Source organism: Paenibacillus lactis (assembly GCF_017873605.1).
Lineage (GTDB): Bacteria > Bacillota > Bacilli > Paenibacillales > Paenibacillaceae > Paenibacillus_AQ > Paenibacillus_AQ lactis.
Genome location: NZ_JAGGKI010000002.1, coordinates 160,347 through 176,177, shown reverse-complemented (window position 1 = coordinate 176,177; position 15,831 = coordinate 160,347). Strand labels below are relative to the sequence as shown.

The following is a 15,831-nucleotide window of genomic DNA, read 5'->3' as shown; positions in this document are numbered from 1 at the left end:
TGTACAGACGCAAGTTTCACGAACACATCCCTATAACCCCGTAGGTCGGTGTCTGAAGTATACAGGCAGGTCTCCTGACTTAGGCCGTACATATTCGGCGTCTTCCCAAAGTTCGCTTTCGGGGAACTTCAGTGACGTATTGCCAAACTGCCGGCAGCTGCATATGCATATGCATAACAGCCCCGAGGCCTTTACAGTGGCGGGTCCGTGATGGATTTTCACCATGCTTCCCTATTAAGCCGGGCTGCCTGATAGGCTAGCGCGGCACCTGTATACACTATATTTGGTTGTCGTTAATCTAATGTAACCCAATATCTTGTATCTGTAAACCGATTTCTTAAAAATAAACGCAAGGAGAATTATAGCAAACGGACAGGTAATATGCTAGTTGGCCAACCGTCAAAACTGCTCAAGATTCCATGGATTGTGACCAAATGCGACGGTTTTTGCGCGGATTCCGCATCGGTTGCGTTTTGACAACGGATCGTATGACCCATATAAAAATTTGATCTTGGACATACAAGATATTGTGTGTTGACGACTTTGCGAAATTTTGAAAAGACGCCCCGGAATTGATATGATATCTATATCGGATTCAACCACGTTGTGGATGAATGGAATGCTTCGAGGGAGGTTATTGTGATGGCAATTGCAGAAGTAACGGTCATTCCGATCGGAACGGCAACGACCAGCTTAAGCTCATATGTGGCGGAAATGCAGCGTATATTGAAGCAACAGGAGGGAATTACGTACGAATTGACTTCGATGAGCACGATTATTGAAGGGGAGCTCCCTATGATTTGGCGTGCGATCGAGGCGTTGCACGAGGCGCCGTTCTTGTCGGGTGCCAAGCGGGTATCCACCTCTGTCAAAATCGACGACCGGCGCGACCGGGCATCCTCAAGCAAGCAGAAGATCCAATCGGTGCAGGAGAAATTAGGCGGGTAATGCAACCCCTCCTATAGGGTGTTTTTTCCATTAATGAGGGGCTTGCATTTTCCCGCCGAAGGAATATAATATATTTTGTTGTTCCAAAAACGAATGATAACTTCAACAAATTCGCTGGTGTAGCTCAGGGGTAGAGCAACGCACTCGTAATGCGTAGGTCGGGGGTTCAATTCCCTTCACCAGCATCCTTAGAAAGTCAATAACGGCGCGGTTTTCCGAGTTTTCGGAGACGGCGTCTTTTTCGTGTTTTTGGCCGATCTTTTACCATTTTTCTACCCTTTTAGTCAATTGAAGTGGGTTTTTCGCCATCAATTAGGGATTCAATATCCTTTTGAAAAATAAGTTCTAGACTAACACACAGTAACCTAAACAGCGGTAGCCAAGAATGAAAAAATAAAGTCATAGACCGCCGCTGTTTATCGAACTATCGTCCCCTTAGGTCGCTGGACCAACCGCAAAACTAAACTGGAACGTAGGTCAACCTGATCACCTGCTCGCCAATGCGATCGCTTGCCACGAGGCGCAGGGGCGGACGCGGTCCGGCGAAGAACGGCTTGCCGTGACCCAGCACGACGGGATGGAGATAGAGTCGATACTCATCAACGAGACCGAGCTCCGTTAGACTGTGCGCCAACTCCGGCCCGGCAACTTCAATGTCCCCTTCATGCTGAGCCTTCAGCCCCCGTATGGCCGCTGAGAGGTCGCCCTCGATCAGAGAAGCGTTCGGTCCGACGGACTTTAACGTCCTCGACACCACCCACTTCGGTTTGCTTTGCCACGCAGCTGCGTATTCCCGTTCCTGCGCATCCCATTCAAAAGGGTCTTCGTCCCAATATCGCATAGTCTCATACATACGGCGCCCGTACAGCATACCCGTCAGACCGCGCACGTCTTCGATGAAATGAAGGAATAGCATGGGGTCGCGCTGAAGTGCCATGTGGTCGACGAACCCGTCCAGAGACTGATTCAACGCGAAAACGATTTTTGCCATGTGATTGACTCTCCTCCCTGTTTTTCTTGCACATTCATCATCAGGATTACACGTTCCATATGCAGCCTCCTCTATGTCTAAAATTTTATCATCCAACGGCATGCCCGGTTTCTCATGGATTGCTAATGTGGCACAGCCCGACCGAATACAACGTTAGCTTAGACGATTCAACCATATATCCCGATTTACATTGCTGATGCTATATCATTGATTTCAACTATAAAATCCGAATACCCATTAAAAATCCCCGAAGTATTAGCTCACGGGCTTCAGTCTTCTAACAGAACTTCTAACAAATCTTCTAACGGCCAAGAAATACTTCGAGAACCTTAAACGGATTTAGGCGCATAAAAGCCCATAACTAATAGACCTCCGGAACCCTGTAGAACCTTTCCGAAACCTACGGTGTCGCACTTGTAATGCGTAGGTCGGGGGTTCAATTCCGCGTTTTTTTATTTCCTGCAGGGGCGTGATAGTTCGTGAAATGAATTAAATGGTTGATCAGAAATCTATCTCCATGATACATTCGCACATTCTGAACATTATTACCGAAATGTCCAGTCTAAGGGCGTCTATGCTCATAAACTGTACTATTCCAAAATGCGAGGAGGTAAATATCAGTGGGTTACGAAAAACCTTGTTACAACGGCTATGGGAATACAGTAGGTATTGTCCTGGTTTTATTTATTCTCTTGGTTATTATCTTAGGAACTTTTTGGATTTAATCACACAACGGCAAGAAAAACATTGTAAATTTGTTTAGAATTCATTCATCTCTGTTGTGATGTCATGTCAAACTCATGGATCATCCCTTTGGTTTGGGGGCGGCGATTTACCGTCCCCATGAAAGCTCTCCTACACGATAGTCAGCTTATTCGGAATGCCAAATACATAAGCAAGAGGCAAAATCATCGACAGAAAGCTTTTTCGACGTTGTTCAGGTTAGTAACTGCTTAAAAAGTAAGAGTATCGTCAATAGACCAGTCGCTTATAAACGCCCAAGCATATATTGAGTTGAACGATTGGTGAAAGGAGGTGTTGTTTTGCCGATTTCCGACTTGTATAAACTTCAACCAAGTGCTCCAGTTACCGTAGATGGACATGAAGAAGAGAGTGTCAATTTAGCACTTCAAGCCTCACCCAACACCTCCGTTGGTGTCGTGCAGGGGACAGTGCTGCTGCCGAATGGAAATCCGATCCCCTTTGCCACAGTACAGTTATATACTTCTCAAGGGGTGCCATTTGAGCAAGTTAACAGCAACCCTCAGGGGCAATATATCATACCAGATATTCCAGTAGGCTCTTATTTAATCACTGCTGCTGAACCTGGCTACCTGACACCTGTCCGTATTCCGCTAACAGTTACCCAAGGTCGACCAACACAAGTTTCGATTACTTTACAGCCAAACCCCGCAGCAACGAGAGGAGCATTGTTTGGCATCGTAAGGAACGTTTCGAATAATGAACCTGTGAATAATGCTTTGGTTAGTCTTTTTCAAATCAATGGGGGCACGGTTACTCCGATCGGAACCTTGACATCCAACGCATCCGGACAGTATTTGTTTGCTGAGCTTCCGGACGGGACCTATTTCGTTCAGGCTACCCTAGCCGGATTTTTATCAAGCCAAAGTGCCACTGTAACGATCCAAGGTCCTGAATATGCCCCCCTTGACATCAACCTGACAGTCGATCCGGATGCAAATACAGGGACTGTAAGTGGTATCGTGACAGACCAAGCAACTGGAGCAGCGATACCCAATGCCCTAGTGGCGCTCTATAGGTTAAACGCAGGAGTGGAACAGATCATCCAGATTACGCGTACGAATCAAGGGGGGCTCTACCTATTTGGCGATTTGCCCCCGGGAACCTATCGTGTGAAAGGGACCGTTCAGGTGAATACAGGATGAAGGAGACTAAAATTCTTACAGGCAGTTCTGTTTTTTCAATCGGTGCTGAAGAAAGTAGATGGGTTCCGCTGGCGCTTAAGGGCAAGAATCATTCCGTCCGGCATGGCTTCAGTCCCGTTCGAGTCACGTTTTGTTTGGTTGTCAGAAAAAAACGAACCGTCTATAAGCATCGGTTTCAGCTCTACATTCGCAGCAAAGCAGGTTGCAGAAACACAATAAAATGGAGCAGTAAAAGAGAGCGAAACTCATGCCTAAAATACCGTAGAATATGCCCGGTAGACATCAAACTGGGGGTGTCGGTGAGGAATAATAAACGGGTAAGCCGCAAGAAAACTAAAGCTGTTATATAAAACACATTTTTTAATCATCCGAATAAATTAAAGTGCTAAAGGTGTTCTTCGGCAATTAGAAGAACGTCTTTATTTTTTGTGGCTAGCTTCCATGTGATTTGAGCGTTGAAATGGACGCTCTTTCTATTTGGGGAGGCACCGGTCAGGCAGTGGAAGTACCAAGATAAGCGGGCTTCCGATTTGAAAGGTAATGTTAATAAACGCGCCGCTCCCAAAGGGAACTAAAACGCGACGGGAAACCCCGGCGAAATTTTCCTGTCCCAGCAGGATATCTGATGAGGAATTTTTGTGAATTAGCTCTTTAATTGATTTTTTGTTCTCCAGTAGCATATTGAAACATGCCATCCTCATACGCTCTGATAACATGACAATATCTATGGTTGTTGTCTTGTAGTGTGCCGAAAGGTGGGAGATGGTTTGTCGGATCCTTTTGTAATCAGATCATTAGACGAAATACGTTTTTGGTCACGCATTATGAAAGAACATTCTTTATTTCTTCGACTTGGATTTAGGTGTGAAGATACGCAGTTAATTAATGAGGCTAACCAATTCTATGCAATATTTGAGGATATTGAAAGAAGAGCACATTCATATCAAGCAGATACGGATCCCGAAACCATTAGACAGTTTAATTCAGAAGTCCGCAATGCAGCTTCACACATTTGGGCATTTAAGAGAAAGGTCCTTGGGCTTATACTTAGGTGCCAGCTTCCTGGGGGAAACAATTTTCCCTTGCTTGTCGATCATGTTAGCCGGGAAGCAAATTACTTTAGAAATCGGTTGGAGGAGCTCAATAGCGGGAGACTTGAACCATTGCCTGATGCGATTATTGATGAAAATGTCTTTTTCCTGAAAATAATGGCTGACCATGCAAAATTTATAGGTCATCTGCTTGATCCATCCGAGCGAAAATTAGTGGAACAGGCTAGAGAGTTTAGCCAAGAATTCGATACGTTGATGTTTCAAGCCATCGACTTAAGTTCCATGCGTCCACAATCGCAAACACATCCACTGCTTAGTCAATTTGTTGATGAAAACCGCGTTTCAGTCAAATCCTTGCGAGATTTTAAGAAGACTGCGCGCGATTTGATTGAGCAGTGTCGAATCAAAAGCATCATTCACCCTCTATTAGCAGATCACGTGTTTCGTGAAGCCGAACGATTCTTATTCATACTCGACATGTTCGACCGGTCATTGAGCGGCATGAAGGTAAACAAGAAAGAAATCCTGTTTTAATGTAAGGGAGGCCTTAAGTGATGGAAATACAAGTAACGGGATTTGTTGTTCATTCCGATGACTCGGGTTCCGGACATTCACATCAACTTTTTCTTACATCTTGGGATGGAAGGCCAGTTAACGTTCATGTTCATCCCTTTGAAGGAGATACGTCCTTTGATGTTGGACATTACCATCATTACGTGGGTGTAACTGAACCAGCTCCGAGTGGTGTTCCACACGTCCATAACTATCATGCTCAAACATCGTTTAATGACCAGCACAAGCACATGATTAGAGGAACTACGGGTCCTGCCATTCCCTTGGCAGGTGGTGGGCACTATCATTATTTTGAAGGTTATACCACCGTTGATGGCAGAATCCCGCATGCTCATCGATATAGTGGAAATACAGGCAATGAATACGGCTGACCAGTGATTCGGTATAGATGCATTTTGTATGAGGTTGGTTCTAATGATCAGAAAAAGAAAAAGCTTGATCAACGAAAGAAAGCAAACACATATTTTCCTTTAGGGAAAGTGTTTGCTTTCTTTTTTTATTGAGGTAACAAGATCGCCCAATCCAGAGCATGTACCATTCATTGAGATGTTTCACGGTTGATATTATGCATAATTGCACTGTAGAGAAAATCGGCCAACTCTTCATTGCCATATTGATTAAAATAGTTTTTGAATCGTGCATCGAATTTGTAAGTATGGGCAATGCAAGCCAGTAACTCTGCATCACATGTCATGAATTGCATCAGATTATTTTTCCATTCCTCGATTAATCGCTGAACTTCATTGGAGGAAGGATCCTGATCGATACAAGACGCAATTCGTTTGAATATGTCCTCCATGGCTTGAAAGCTTTCTTCTTTATCATCCGGTGACAATTCTTCCAACGAATCATTAAACTCTTTATACGCCTCGGTTTCGCCATAAAAGAATCTCGCCTCATTTGCATACTGCTCTTTCAATGGCAGGACGGAAGTGCTGTTGAAGAGCTGCAGATTACTAATATCATTTCCCGAAACGTATTCTTCGAGAGCTTCCATGATCGTTTCTAATCTTTCTTTTCTCAGTATTAAGGCTTGTCGCTGCTCCTTTAAGATTTGATTCTGCTCTTGCCTGGTCAGCTTTAAAATGTCCGCAATCTCTTTCAAGGAAAAATCCAATTCCTTTAGGAACAAAATCGTTTGAAGTTTTTCCAAACTGCTTCGATCATATAGTCGATACCCTTTTTCCGTCAGATGTGTCGGTTTGAATAAATCAATTCTATCGTAATAATGCAAGGTCCGACTTGTAATGCCTGTAATCTGAACAATATCCTTAACCGCTAATAATGGTTTCTTCATCCCAGAATCCTTTTACTTCGTCCAGTATTTGAGCAGCAGGCGTGATGGTGGCCTCAAAAATCGTTCTTCCTGTTTTTCTTAAATAATATTGGATCAAATAATATCCGCAGGCGTATCCGGCACTATAAGGCATATTGACTGGTTGAGAATTTTGAAGCTTCGCGATCTCGTCACCGTAAAGATACGGAGCAATTTGATCAAACCCCGTTAACTGCAGCTGCTCTCTAAGCACAGGTTTTATGCGCCGGTTAAGCGTTTCTGCGTTTGTTTTCGTTACCCAAGGACCGAGCAATCCTTTCCCAAACATAAACGTAGCATAATTTTCAGCCAATCCTTCACTTACAATGAGCTCGCCCAAATTCACGGTGTGATCCCACTGGATAAATTGGTATCGCACATTATGGTTGCATTCGTGCGCCAGCGCAGCCTTCATTCGAGGCATCGTGTATTCATTTGGCAAGAGCGTACCCCAGATAAACCCGGGAATGCCACCAAAACCGCTATATCCTTCGTTTATGGTTAAGGCACGGTTTTCCGGATTCCCGAGTTGAATGGTAAACAAATAATCGGAAACGGGAAGATTTATATCGTGCTCAACAAATAGATTCAAGCTTTTCTTCACGGCATGCTCACACTCTAACCAAAAGGCTTCGGACGAAATCAGCTCGATCTCTGCCGAAATCTGCGGGCTAATCTGATGAGGGGCTCGATGCATCATACTATTAAACGTAATCACGTCAAAACCGTTGGCCTCTTCAGCTTTAAAAGGGAGCTGTTGAATTTGCCACTGCTTCATAAAGGGAGCCATAATTTCGTTTCTGAATAATTCTAGCTTTTCCTCGGGCGGAGCCTGGGCAACTTTTTGATAAATTTTGTCTGAACGCAGTGTTTGTATGTTCATATCTTTCACTCCTAGTTATGTTTTCATAGCGAGATTATGCACTATGACCTAACGTCATAGTCAAGCGCTTTGAATCAAATCATGAAAAATTAGGTAAAGACGTACCCAGATGCATTCATCTTCCAGCTCCCCGTTCAATAAAAAAACGGAAGCCGCGTATCGTTCGATCGCTGCGTCCGTTCTGTGCGAAATTATTCGTGTAATGGTTGTGAGTCGCGAATACTTTGATCATCATTCTTAGAATGGAAGCTCTTGTTTACAAGCATATTCGCCTGATCCATTGTTTGTTTGATAATGGCAGCGGCAGGTCGGGCTTTAGCCAACCTCAAGCCTTGTCCAGCCCAGAGTGACATATACTCCGGGTTGTTTGCCATTGCCGCAGCTTGCCTAATATCCCGTGTCATGACATGCTGAATGGGATAGGAGGGGATCTTGCCGGGATACATATGCATACCGCGTATGAATTCTGTACGAATACCGCGCGCTGCTTTGCCTGAGTAAGCACATGTAATTACTGTAGCGTCCTCGTTTGCCGAAAGTATCTTTTGTTTGTACGTAGGATGTGCGCCACTCTCTGTACAGGCCAGGAAAGCAGTGCCCATTTGAACCGCTGCTGCTCCTAAAGCAAGGCTGGCTACGAGACCCCGTCCATCCATGATCCCCCCTGATGCGATCACGGGAATCGAAACATGATCACAAATTTGGGGAACCAGAGCCATGAGTCCTATTAAAGCATCGGAGCCGTTCTTCAGAAATGTTCCTCGGTGTCCCCCTGCTTCGCTGCCCTGCGCTACAATAGCGTCAACCCCCGATAGCTCCAATTGTATAGCTTCATCTACTGTGGTAGCAGTACCCATTACAAATGTTCCACGCTGCTTCATACTTTGAATAACACCCGGTGATGGTATACCAAACGTGAAACTAAAAACGGGAACGCGCTCCTCCAGCAGTACTTGCACCTGCTTTTCAAACGATTCCGAATATTGGGGAAGTGGTGGATTTTGCGGGATTCCAAGCTCCTTACGGCAGGAGTTCAGGTATTCAGCCATTTTGGCAATGGTTTCTTCGGATTCCTCCGGTTGCTCCAGGACAAACAAATTCACTCCGAAAGGCCGGTCGGTTAACGCTCGGATCTTACGGATGGCATGACGGAGTTGTTCAGGGGTTAAATATCCGGCCCCTAGGTTGCCTAGTCCACCTGCGTTTGAAACGGCTGCGACTAACTCAGGAGTCGTTGGCCCGCCTGCCATCGGTGCCTGAAAAATCGGATAGTGAATGTTGAGCTTGCTTGTGATCGCTGTTTCAAACATTTTTAATGCCTCCTGTTAATCATGCATATTTCGTGCCTCCATATGGCGAGGACATGTTTAGCTTATAACTGCAGATTAAGGTTGAGCTTAGATTGAGCGCCACCTGGGCATCCATTACGAAACACGGATGATAAAACGTAAGTAAGATTACTGCTTATTTTACCTGCCTTCACATATCAAGTAAAATGAATCTAAATGATGTTTAACATTAAAAATTTTAATGCCTAATACGGAGGTATGCAGTGGACATCCGGGACATGCAGATTTTTTTGGCTGTAGCCAATGAGGGGAGCTTTACCCGAGCAGCCGAGAAGTTAGAATACGTTCAGTCAAGCATAAGCATTAGGATTCAGCAGCTTGAAAGCGAACTAAACACAGAACTGTTTCATCGCGGTCGTCAGGGAGTTCGGCTCACATCATCCGGAGAGGCGCTTAAATCTTATGCTGAAAAAATTATTTTCCTTACCCAAGAAGCAGAGCGGGTCGTATCCGATCGTTCAATCCCTCGGGGGCCTCTTCGAATCGGATCGCTTGAAACCACAACGGCGATTCGGCTTCCATCGATTCTCGCTGAATACCATCATTCATATCCCGACGTCGATTTAGTACTCAGAACGGGGACGACGGAGGAGCTTGTCCATTCGGTACTGAAATACGAGCTGGACGGAGCTTTTGTGTCCTCACCAGGTGAGCATGCAGAGCTTGAAACCGTAGAAGTTGGGGCTGAGGAACTTGTTCTCCTATCAGGCGGGCAAACTGACCCGATCCATCGGCCGGAACATCTACGCCATCTGACCATATTGGTATTTCGTGTTGGATGTCATTACCGTCGTATACTCGAGGATTGGCTGCATGCAAAGGGTGTTTCCGCGAAAATCATGGAATTCGGAACTTTGGAGGGGATTCTGGGATTTATTCATGCCGGGCTTGGCGTTTCGCTGCTGCCTCGGTCGGTAATCGAAAGAGCCATGATGAAATATAACTTACAATCACACAACATCTCGGATGAGTTCCTCAGAACACCTACATTGTTTATACGGCGTAAAGACACCTTTAAAACAGCAGCGGTATCCGAATTCATTAGGATTTCCAAAGAAAGATTCAACGATATTTAATAAACAAGACGTAGAGAATGCGGATTTTCTGGATTTGGGGGGCCGTGTCTTTGTGGTTGCTGCAGCAGGGAATCAGCTATCGGTCCTAACTTATACTTTTTGTTCTCAGCATCAGGTGAGTGATTAAGGAATCGGGAGATTCTAAAAGAGACCTGTCGCCTCTATGCGACAGGTCTCTTTGCTATTATGGCAGTTGTCCAGAACCCTTATATTTAAGCTTATTTGGGTCCCAGGTGTAAACCGCTTTAGCGGCTTCCCATCCGCCTTCCGGGAAGTACTTCTTCCAGTACTCGACAACTCTGCTTTTAGAGTCTATGAACACTTGCAAATCCCCCATAATGTTTAGTTTCTCTATCAAGGTTCCGTTTTGTAATCGGTATACGTACATTCTTGTATTGGAAGGGAAATAGTTAAACGAGACCGCAACATGCATTTCTTTCTTCGTAGCGGAGAAGATCTGAATCGATGGGTCATCAGCGTCATCATCGCTCAAAATTCCTGTATTTATCAATACAAGGATTCCTTTTGAATTAAGAAGATAAAAGTTACCCGCTTCGGTAAGTATGAAGTACTCTTTTTTGTTGTCGTTATTAAGGTCGGCAGATTTTATTATCTTTACTCTTTCATTAGGGTATTTCTGATTCAGTATTTTCATTGGATTGTGTGGTTCAGCGTAAGACAAGTTCGCTGATAAAAAGATGAGGCTTAGCGCAAAAATAGACAATGTAAGTTTCTTGAAAATAGGCAATGGTCCCTTCTCCTTTACAGCAGTAGTAGGTATATTATACCAAATTGCGTCGGATAGGTTCATAAAAATTGCAGGTGAGATTATGGCTGAAAGCGGAGCGGCAAGTGTTTTTTTATCTTTCACTAATCCAGCTTTAAGCTTCCTTTAAGATTCGAGAACTATGATAAAGACACCCCTTACAATAGATTGGAAGCCCCGCCGAGTGAGCATCGGCGGGGCTTCTTCGCGTATAGGGCTTATGCAGCGGATCAGGCCTTCTTACACAACAATCTTATAATCCCAGCAATCGGGTGATGTAGGCGGTCACGGCCTGGTCTTGGAATGCCTGCCAGTTATCAAATGGTGTGTGCTCCGCCATGAACCGGCTAATCGAGGAATGCTGAATGAAGCGGTCGAAATCCTCGTCGGTTGTTCCTTGATATCCGGCGGACTTCAGAAGCTCTCCAATGGAGGGAAATCCGGTATGCCGCTGCACGAAAGCATCCGTGAACACTTCCTCAACGGGCACTTCCTGCTGCATCTCGGACAGCTTCGAGGCGTTATCCCGAATTTCCTGCAGCTTCTCTTCATTAAGCCCATCCAATGGGTTTATCTCCGTATTCATGATGTGCACCTCCGGTAAGATCACGCAGCGATGGCGTACGTGGTATTGATCCATTCATTATATCTACGAGTTTATAAATATCCGACTTCGATTTTTATGCATAAGGTGGTTGTTATGTGTTGGGAAGGTCAGCTTTTTTGCTTATTTAACCTCATGAACCATCATCAGAATCAACGGAAGCGTTAGAATCTCCTTTCATGACCGATCTACATGACAGACTGTTGTCAATGATCCATATACTATACCACTGGCTGCTTGCGCCGGGAAGGAACTTTATAATCATTCTTTACCTAGGAAAGGCCGGGTTTATCATGTAAACTGGTAATGATTTACTGGTGAGCGGCTTGATCCGATCATGGCTTCGTAAAGGTCGACATCCATATTGGTTGCATAATGGGGGTGGGCACTGTGCCCAAAAAAGAAAAGATATCCATGTCCTGGCTCCTGCGGTACTTGAGTCCGGTCAAGGGAAGGCTGATCATTCTGCTCGTCATGCTGCTGACATCAAGCGGTCTGCAGCTATTGAATCCGCAGATCGTGAAGCGGTTCATCGACACGGCAGCGGGCGGAGGGCTGCTTGGCACCCTGCTGCAGCTGGCAGGGCTGTTTCTGATTGTCGCCGTTGTTAATCAGCTGATTACGGTGGCGGTCAGCTATTTAGGCAACGACATTTCCTGGCGGGCGACGAACCGGCTGCGCGGAGATCTGCTGAAGCATTGCCTCCGCTTGGATATGCGGTTTCATAATACGAAAACGCCCGGCGTCATGATCGAACGCGTGGACGGCGATGTGACCAGCATCTCCAATTTTTTCGCGATGTTCATCGTGCAGGTTATCGGCAGCTTCGTGCTTCTCGCCGGCATATTAGGATTCATGTTTACGGTCAATCTGCCGATTGCCATTGTCATGACCGTCTTCACGCTGCTGTCGATTATGTTTATGGTGATCATCCGCAACCTGGGCGTTCAATCGTCCAAGAACGAGCGCGAAGCAAGCGCATCCCTGTTCGGGCTGATTGAGGAGCGCATTGCCGGGATCGAGGATGTGCAGGCAAATGGTAACGTACCGTATGTGATGAACCGGTTTTACCGTTTGATGCGGGCCGTGTTCCTGAAAGGGCGGAAGGCCTGGATGCTTCGCGTCATCCCTTGGAACACCACGGTTATCCTGTTCGCGCTTGCGGTCACGGGCGTGCTTCTGCTCGGAGTTCGCTACTATCTCATCGGCGAGATCAGCCTCGGGACGTTGTTTCTCATCTATCAATACACGCAGATGCTGAACGATCCGATTGAGATGCTGGGCGACCAGGTGCAGGAATTTCAAAAAGCCAAGTCCGGCATGCTCCGCTCCAGGGAACTGCTCTCGAATCGCAGCGAGATTGTAAACGGGAAGAAGGAACAGCTGCCGGAGGGGCCCCTCGGCCTGGAGTTCGAGCGGGTGAACTTCAGCTACAACGAGGATAAGCCTGTCCTGAAGGACATTACGTTTACCGTGAAGCCAGGGGAGCGCCTCGGCATCATCGGACGCACCGGAAGCGGAAAGTCGAGCCTGAGCCGGGTGCTGCTGCGGCTGTACAATATCGACGGCGGGGTCATTCGCGTGGGCGGCACGGATATTACGGAGCTGACGCTCCCGGCCCTGTACCGGCGGGTCGGGATGGTGACGCAGGACGTTCAGCTGTTCGACGGCACGCTCCGCGACAACTTGACGCTGTTCGATGCCGGCGTATCGGATGACTTCATCCTGGAAACGACGGAGCGGCTTGGACTTCGTCAATGGATTGATGCGCAGCCGGAAGGGCTGGACACCCATCTATCGACGGGAGGGTCATCCTTGTCTGCCGGGGAAGCCCAACTGTTCGCGTTAACGCGAGTCTTTCTGACACAGCCGAGTCTCGTCATTCTGGATGAGCCTTCCTCGCGCCTGGATGCAGCCACGGAGACGATGCTGCAGGCGGCTGTGGATCAGCTGATGCGTCAATGCACGGGAATAATTATTGCGCACCGGCTGGCAACGCTGGAGCAGGTGGATAAAATCATGGTGCTCGGCGACGGACGCATCCTGGAATTCGGGGAGCGTGAGGCGCTGGCCCAGGATCCGTCTTCCCATTATGCCAGACTGCTGACGACAGGCAGAGAGGAGGAGCTTGCATGACGGTAGCCGGTTTTATCGGGCGATTGTTTCGTTTCCGCCCCGCATTGTTTTTGATTAACGGCGTCTTGTGGTGCGTATTCCACTCTTTGCCGCTGTTGATCGGGCTCGGGATGCAGTGGTTCTTCGACCGGGCGACTGCAAGCTCCGGGGCTGCCGACTACCTGTGGCTGGCTGTGCCGCTGATTTTTATTGCGGCTGTGCGGGTCGCGAGAGTCGGGACTTTCTTCGCCGCGTTCTATGAATGGGTAACCTATATCTACCACATTCAGGCGATTCTGCGCACGAATATGCTGGCCGGCATTATGCGCTGGCCGGGGCGGAATCTGCCCGCTTCGCCGGGCGAGGCGATGAGCCGCTTCCGCGATGACGTGGATGAGGTTGTCGAATATGTCGAGTCCTGGGTGGATTTCTGGGGCCGTCTCGTATTTGCATTGGTGTCCGTTGTCATTATGGCGAGCATTAACTGGAAAATCATGCTGGTCGCGGTGCTGCCGCTGGTCATCGTAACGCTGCTGAACAATCTGTCCGGCAACCGGGCGCGGAGATACGGTCAGAAGAACCGGGAAGCGACCGGTAGAATCACGAGTTTTATCGCGGAGACCTTCGGCGCGGTTCAGGCGCTCAAGCTCGGCCAGGCTGAGGATCACGTGCATGAGCGCTTTACGAAGCTGAACGAGGAGCGCCGCCAGGCAGCGCTCAAGGATAATCTGTTCAAGCAGTGGATGCGGTCGCTGAACCAGCATGTGCTCAGCATTTGCACAGGATTAATCCTGCTGATGTGCGCTGCGGAAATGCAGGCCGGACGGTTTAGCGTCGGCGACTTCGCCTTGTTCACGAGTTATTTGGCGAACATCGGATTCAGCATTTCCTTATTTGGTTACATGGTGTTCCAGCATAAGCGGCTGAAGGTATCCTTCGACCGGATGCGGATGCTGTTCCGGCCGGGCGAAGAGGACCGGCTCATTGAAGCGCGGGAAACGTACCTGAACGGGGAGCCGCCGGAACTGCAGGAGCCCGTCAGGGATCCGAAGCTGCAGCTTAAGGAGCTTACGGTGAGCGGGCTAACTTACCGGTATCCGGGTTCCGAGAGCGGAATATCGGATATCAGCTTCCGGCTTGAGCGCGGCAAGTTCCTGGTGGTTACAGGGCGGATCGGTGCGGGCAAGTCCACGCTTGTGCGGACCCTGCTCGGTCTGCTGTCGAAGCAAGAGGGGGCAATCAGCTGGAACGGCACGGAGGTGGATCCCGCTGTGTTCCTGGTTCCGCCGAGAGCCGCCTATACGCCGCAGGTGCCGCGTTTGTTCAGCGATACCTTGAGGGAGAACATCGTCCAGGGCAAAAGAGACCATGCGGACGAGGCGTTGAATCGCGCAATCCGTCTCGCCGTTATGGAGAAGGATATCCAGGACCTCGACCAGGGCCTCGAGACCTTCGTCGGCCCGCGGGGCGTCATGCTCTCGGGAGGACAGATCCAGCGTGCGGCTACGGCGCGCATGCTAATGACGGGGGCGGATCTGTATATTTTCGATGACCTGTCAAGCGCGCTGGATGTCGAGACGGAGCAGCAGGTATGGGAGGGGCTCTTCCAGGAAAGCGATGTTACCTGCATCGCGGTATCGCACCGGAGGGCGGCGCTCGCCAAAGCGGATCATATCATCGTCATGAAGGACGGCCGGATTGAGGCGGAAGGCACGTTATCCGAGCTGCTCGCGACAAGCGAAGAAATGAGGCTGCTGTGGGCGGGAGAACAAACGGCCGCGGAGCGTGAAGAGCCGAAGGTCACGGTAAGCGAAAAAGTCGTTCTCAGGTAACGAACGCAACACGTAAGATTTTATTGGAATTGGGAATTGGCAAGAAGAAGATGACGCGTACCCGTATAATACGGGGCGCGTCTTTTTTTATGTGGTCGGGCAAGGGCTGAAGCGGAAGCAAGGATCGATCAAGTTGTGCTATATCCATCCGCTTCTTCTCAAAAACTCTGAATATTCCACCTCCTGTCCCGCATACCTTGATAGTAGAGGAAGAGTACGTTAAGTAACCCTAAGTACCCAAGCGAAATTCTTCATTACGCATTGGGTGCTTGGCAGCTATGGACGGTTAACAGTGGCGCAGAGACTGCTTGGCATGCCTCAAAAATGCACTCAGAAATGCAAAGAATCAAACAATGACAGCCAAATAAAGGCTTGGTTAGCGGGACTGCACAAGGTAGGGGGTTACAGGGCATGAGTCCA

At 47.8% G+C, this 15,831-nt stretch carries 13 protein-coding genes, 1 tRNA gene and 1 riboswitch; of the genes, 8 read left to right on the top strand and 6 right to left on the bottom strand.

The window, feature by feature from the left end; genetic code table 11:
* Positions 1-47 precede the first annotated feature (47 nt).
* Positions 48-287, bottom strand: a riboswitch (cobalamin riboswitch).
* Positions 288-642: 355 nt separating this feature from the next.
* The gene (locus J2Z18_RS03760; protein WP_007130466.1) at positions 643-948 is read left to right on the top strand and encodes an MTH1187 family thiamine-binding protein; all 306 of its coding nucleotides are present in this window, start codon (positions 643-645) and stop codon (positions 946-948) included.
* A gap of 113 nt (positions 949-1,061) precedes the next feature.
* A tRNA-Thr gene (locus J2Z18_RS03755) sits at positions 1,062-1,133 on the top strand.
* Positions 1,134-1,408: 275 nt separating this feature from the next.
* Here J2Z18_RS03755 and J2Z18_RS03750 read toward each other — a convergent pair.
* Positions 1,409-1,939, bottom strand: a complete 531-nt coding sequence (locus tag J2Z18_RS03750) for a dihydrofolate reductase family protein (RefSeq protein ID WP_210094203.1) — start codon at positions 1,937-1,939, stop codon at positions 1,409-1,411.
* A gap of 1,043 nt (positions 1,940-2,982) precedes the next feature.
* On the opposite strand from J2Z18_RS03750, the gene J2Z18_RS03745 reads away from it, so the two are divergent.
* The 3 genes from J2Z18_RS03745 (at position 2,983) to J2Z18_RS03735 (ending at position 5,842) form a co-directional block, all read left to right on the top strand.
* On the top strand, positions 2,983-3,846 hold the full coding sequence (locus J2Z18_RS03745) for a carboxypeptidase-like regulatory domain-containing protein (RefSeq protein WP_210094202.1): 864 nt from the start codon (positions 2,983-2,985) through the stop codon (positions 3,844-3,846).
* Positions 3,847-4,670: 824 nt separating this feature from the next.
* The gene (locus J2Z18_RS03740; RefSeq protein WP_050954041.1) at positions 4,671-5,432 is read left to right on the top strand and encodes a DUF2935 domain-containing protein; all 762 of its coding nucleotides are present in this window, start codon (positions 4,671-4,673) and stop codon (positions 5,430-5,432) included.
* Between the two features lie 20 nt (positions 5,433-5,452).
* Positions 5,453-5,842, top strand: a complete 390-nt coding sequence (locus tag J2Z18_RS03735) for a YmaF family protein (RefSeq protein ID WP_007130461.1) — start codon at positions 5,453-5,455, stop codon at positions 5,840-5,842.
* Between the two features lie 167 nt (positions 5,843-6,009).
* On the opposite strand, the gene J2Z18_RS03730 is transcribed toward J2Z18_RS03735, so the two are convergent.
* The 3 genes from J2Z18_RS03730 to J2Z18_RS03720 all read right to left on the bottom strand — a co-directional run bounded on the left by J2Z18_RS03730 (position 6,010) and on the right by J2Z18_RS03720 (position 8,979).
* Positions 6,010-6,768 carry a MerR family transcriptional regulator gene (locus J2Z18_RS03730; protein WP_210094201.1) on the bottom strand — a complete coding sequence of 253 codons (759 nt, stop codon included), beginning with the start codon at positions 6,766-6,768 and terminating at the stop codon, positions 6,010-6,012.
* Complete coding sequence (locus J2Z18_RS03725) at positions 6,743-7,669, bottom strand: DUF2268 domain-containing putative Zn-dependent protease (RefSeq protein WP_210094200.1); 927 nt, start codon at positions 7,667-7,669, stop codon at positions 6,743-6,745. Before J2Z18_RS03725 ends, J2Z18_RS03730 begins: the two co-directional genes overlap by 26 nt.
* A 191-nt stretch (positions 7,670-7,860) precedes the next feature.
* Complete coding sequence (locus J2Z18_RS03720) at positions 7,861-8,979, bottom strand: NAD(P)H-dependent flavin oxidoreductase (RefSeq protein ID WP_210094199.1); 1,119 nt, start codon at positions 8,977-8,979, stop codon at positions 7,861-7,863.
* A gap of 242 nt (positions 8,980-9,221) precedes the next feature.
* Between J2Z18_RS03720 and J2Z18_RS03715 the strand changes: the two genes are divergently transcribed.
* Positions 9,222-10,094, top strand: coding sequence for a LysR family transcriptional regulator (locus J2Z18_RS03715; RefSeq protein WP_144872337.1), 873 nt, complete (start codon positions 9,222-9,224; stop codon positions 10,092-10,094).
* A gap of 184 nt (positions 10,095-10,278) precedes the next feature.
* Here the strand turns inward: J2Z18_RS03715 and J2Z18_RS03710 are convergent, their stop codons facing one another.
* Positions 10,279-10,965: a hypothetical protein gene (locus J2Z18_RS03710; RefSeq protein WP_210094198.1), complete on the bottom strand. Its 687-nt coding sequence runs from the start codon at positions 10,963-10,965 to the stop codon at positions 10,279-10,281.
* Positions 10,966-11,113: 148 nt separating this feature from the next.
* Positions 11,114-11,446, bottom strand: a complete 333-nt coding sequence (locus J2Z18_RS03705; RefSeq protein ID WP_144872333.1) for a hypothetical protein — start codon at positions 11,444-11,446, stop codon at positions 11,114-11,116.
* Between the two features lie 408 nt (positions 11,447-11,854).
* Between J2Z18_RS03705 and J2Z18_RS03700 the strand changes: the two genes are divergently transcribed.
* Together J2Z18_RS03700 and J2Z18_RS03695 are read left to right on the top strand one after the other, a co-directional pair.
* Entirely contained in the window at positions 11,855-13,600 is a 1,746-nt protein-coding gene (locus J2Z18_RS03700) for an ABC transporter ATP-binding protein (protein WP_007130455.1), read from the top strand.
* Complete coding sequence (locus J2Z18_RS03695; RefSeq protein WP_210094197.1) at positions 13,597-15,411, top strand: ABC transporter ATP-binding protein; 1,815 nt, start codon at positions 13,597-13,599, stop codon at positions 15,409-15,411. The genes J2Z18_RS03700 and J2Z18_RS03695 overlap by 4 nt, the downstream gene beginning before the upstream one ends.
* Positions 15,412-15,831 lie beyond the last annotated feature (420 nt).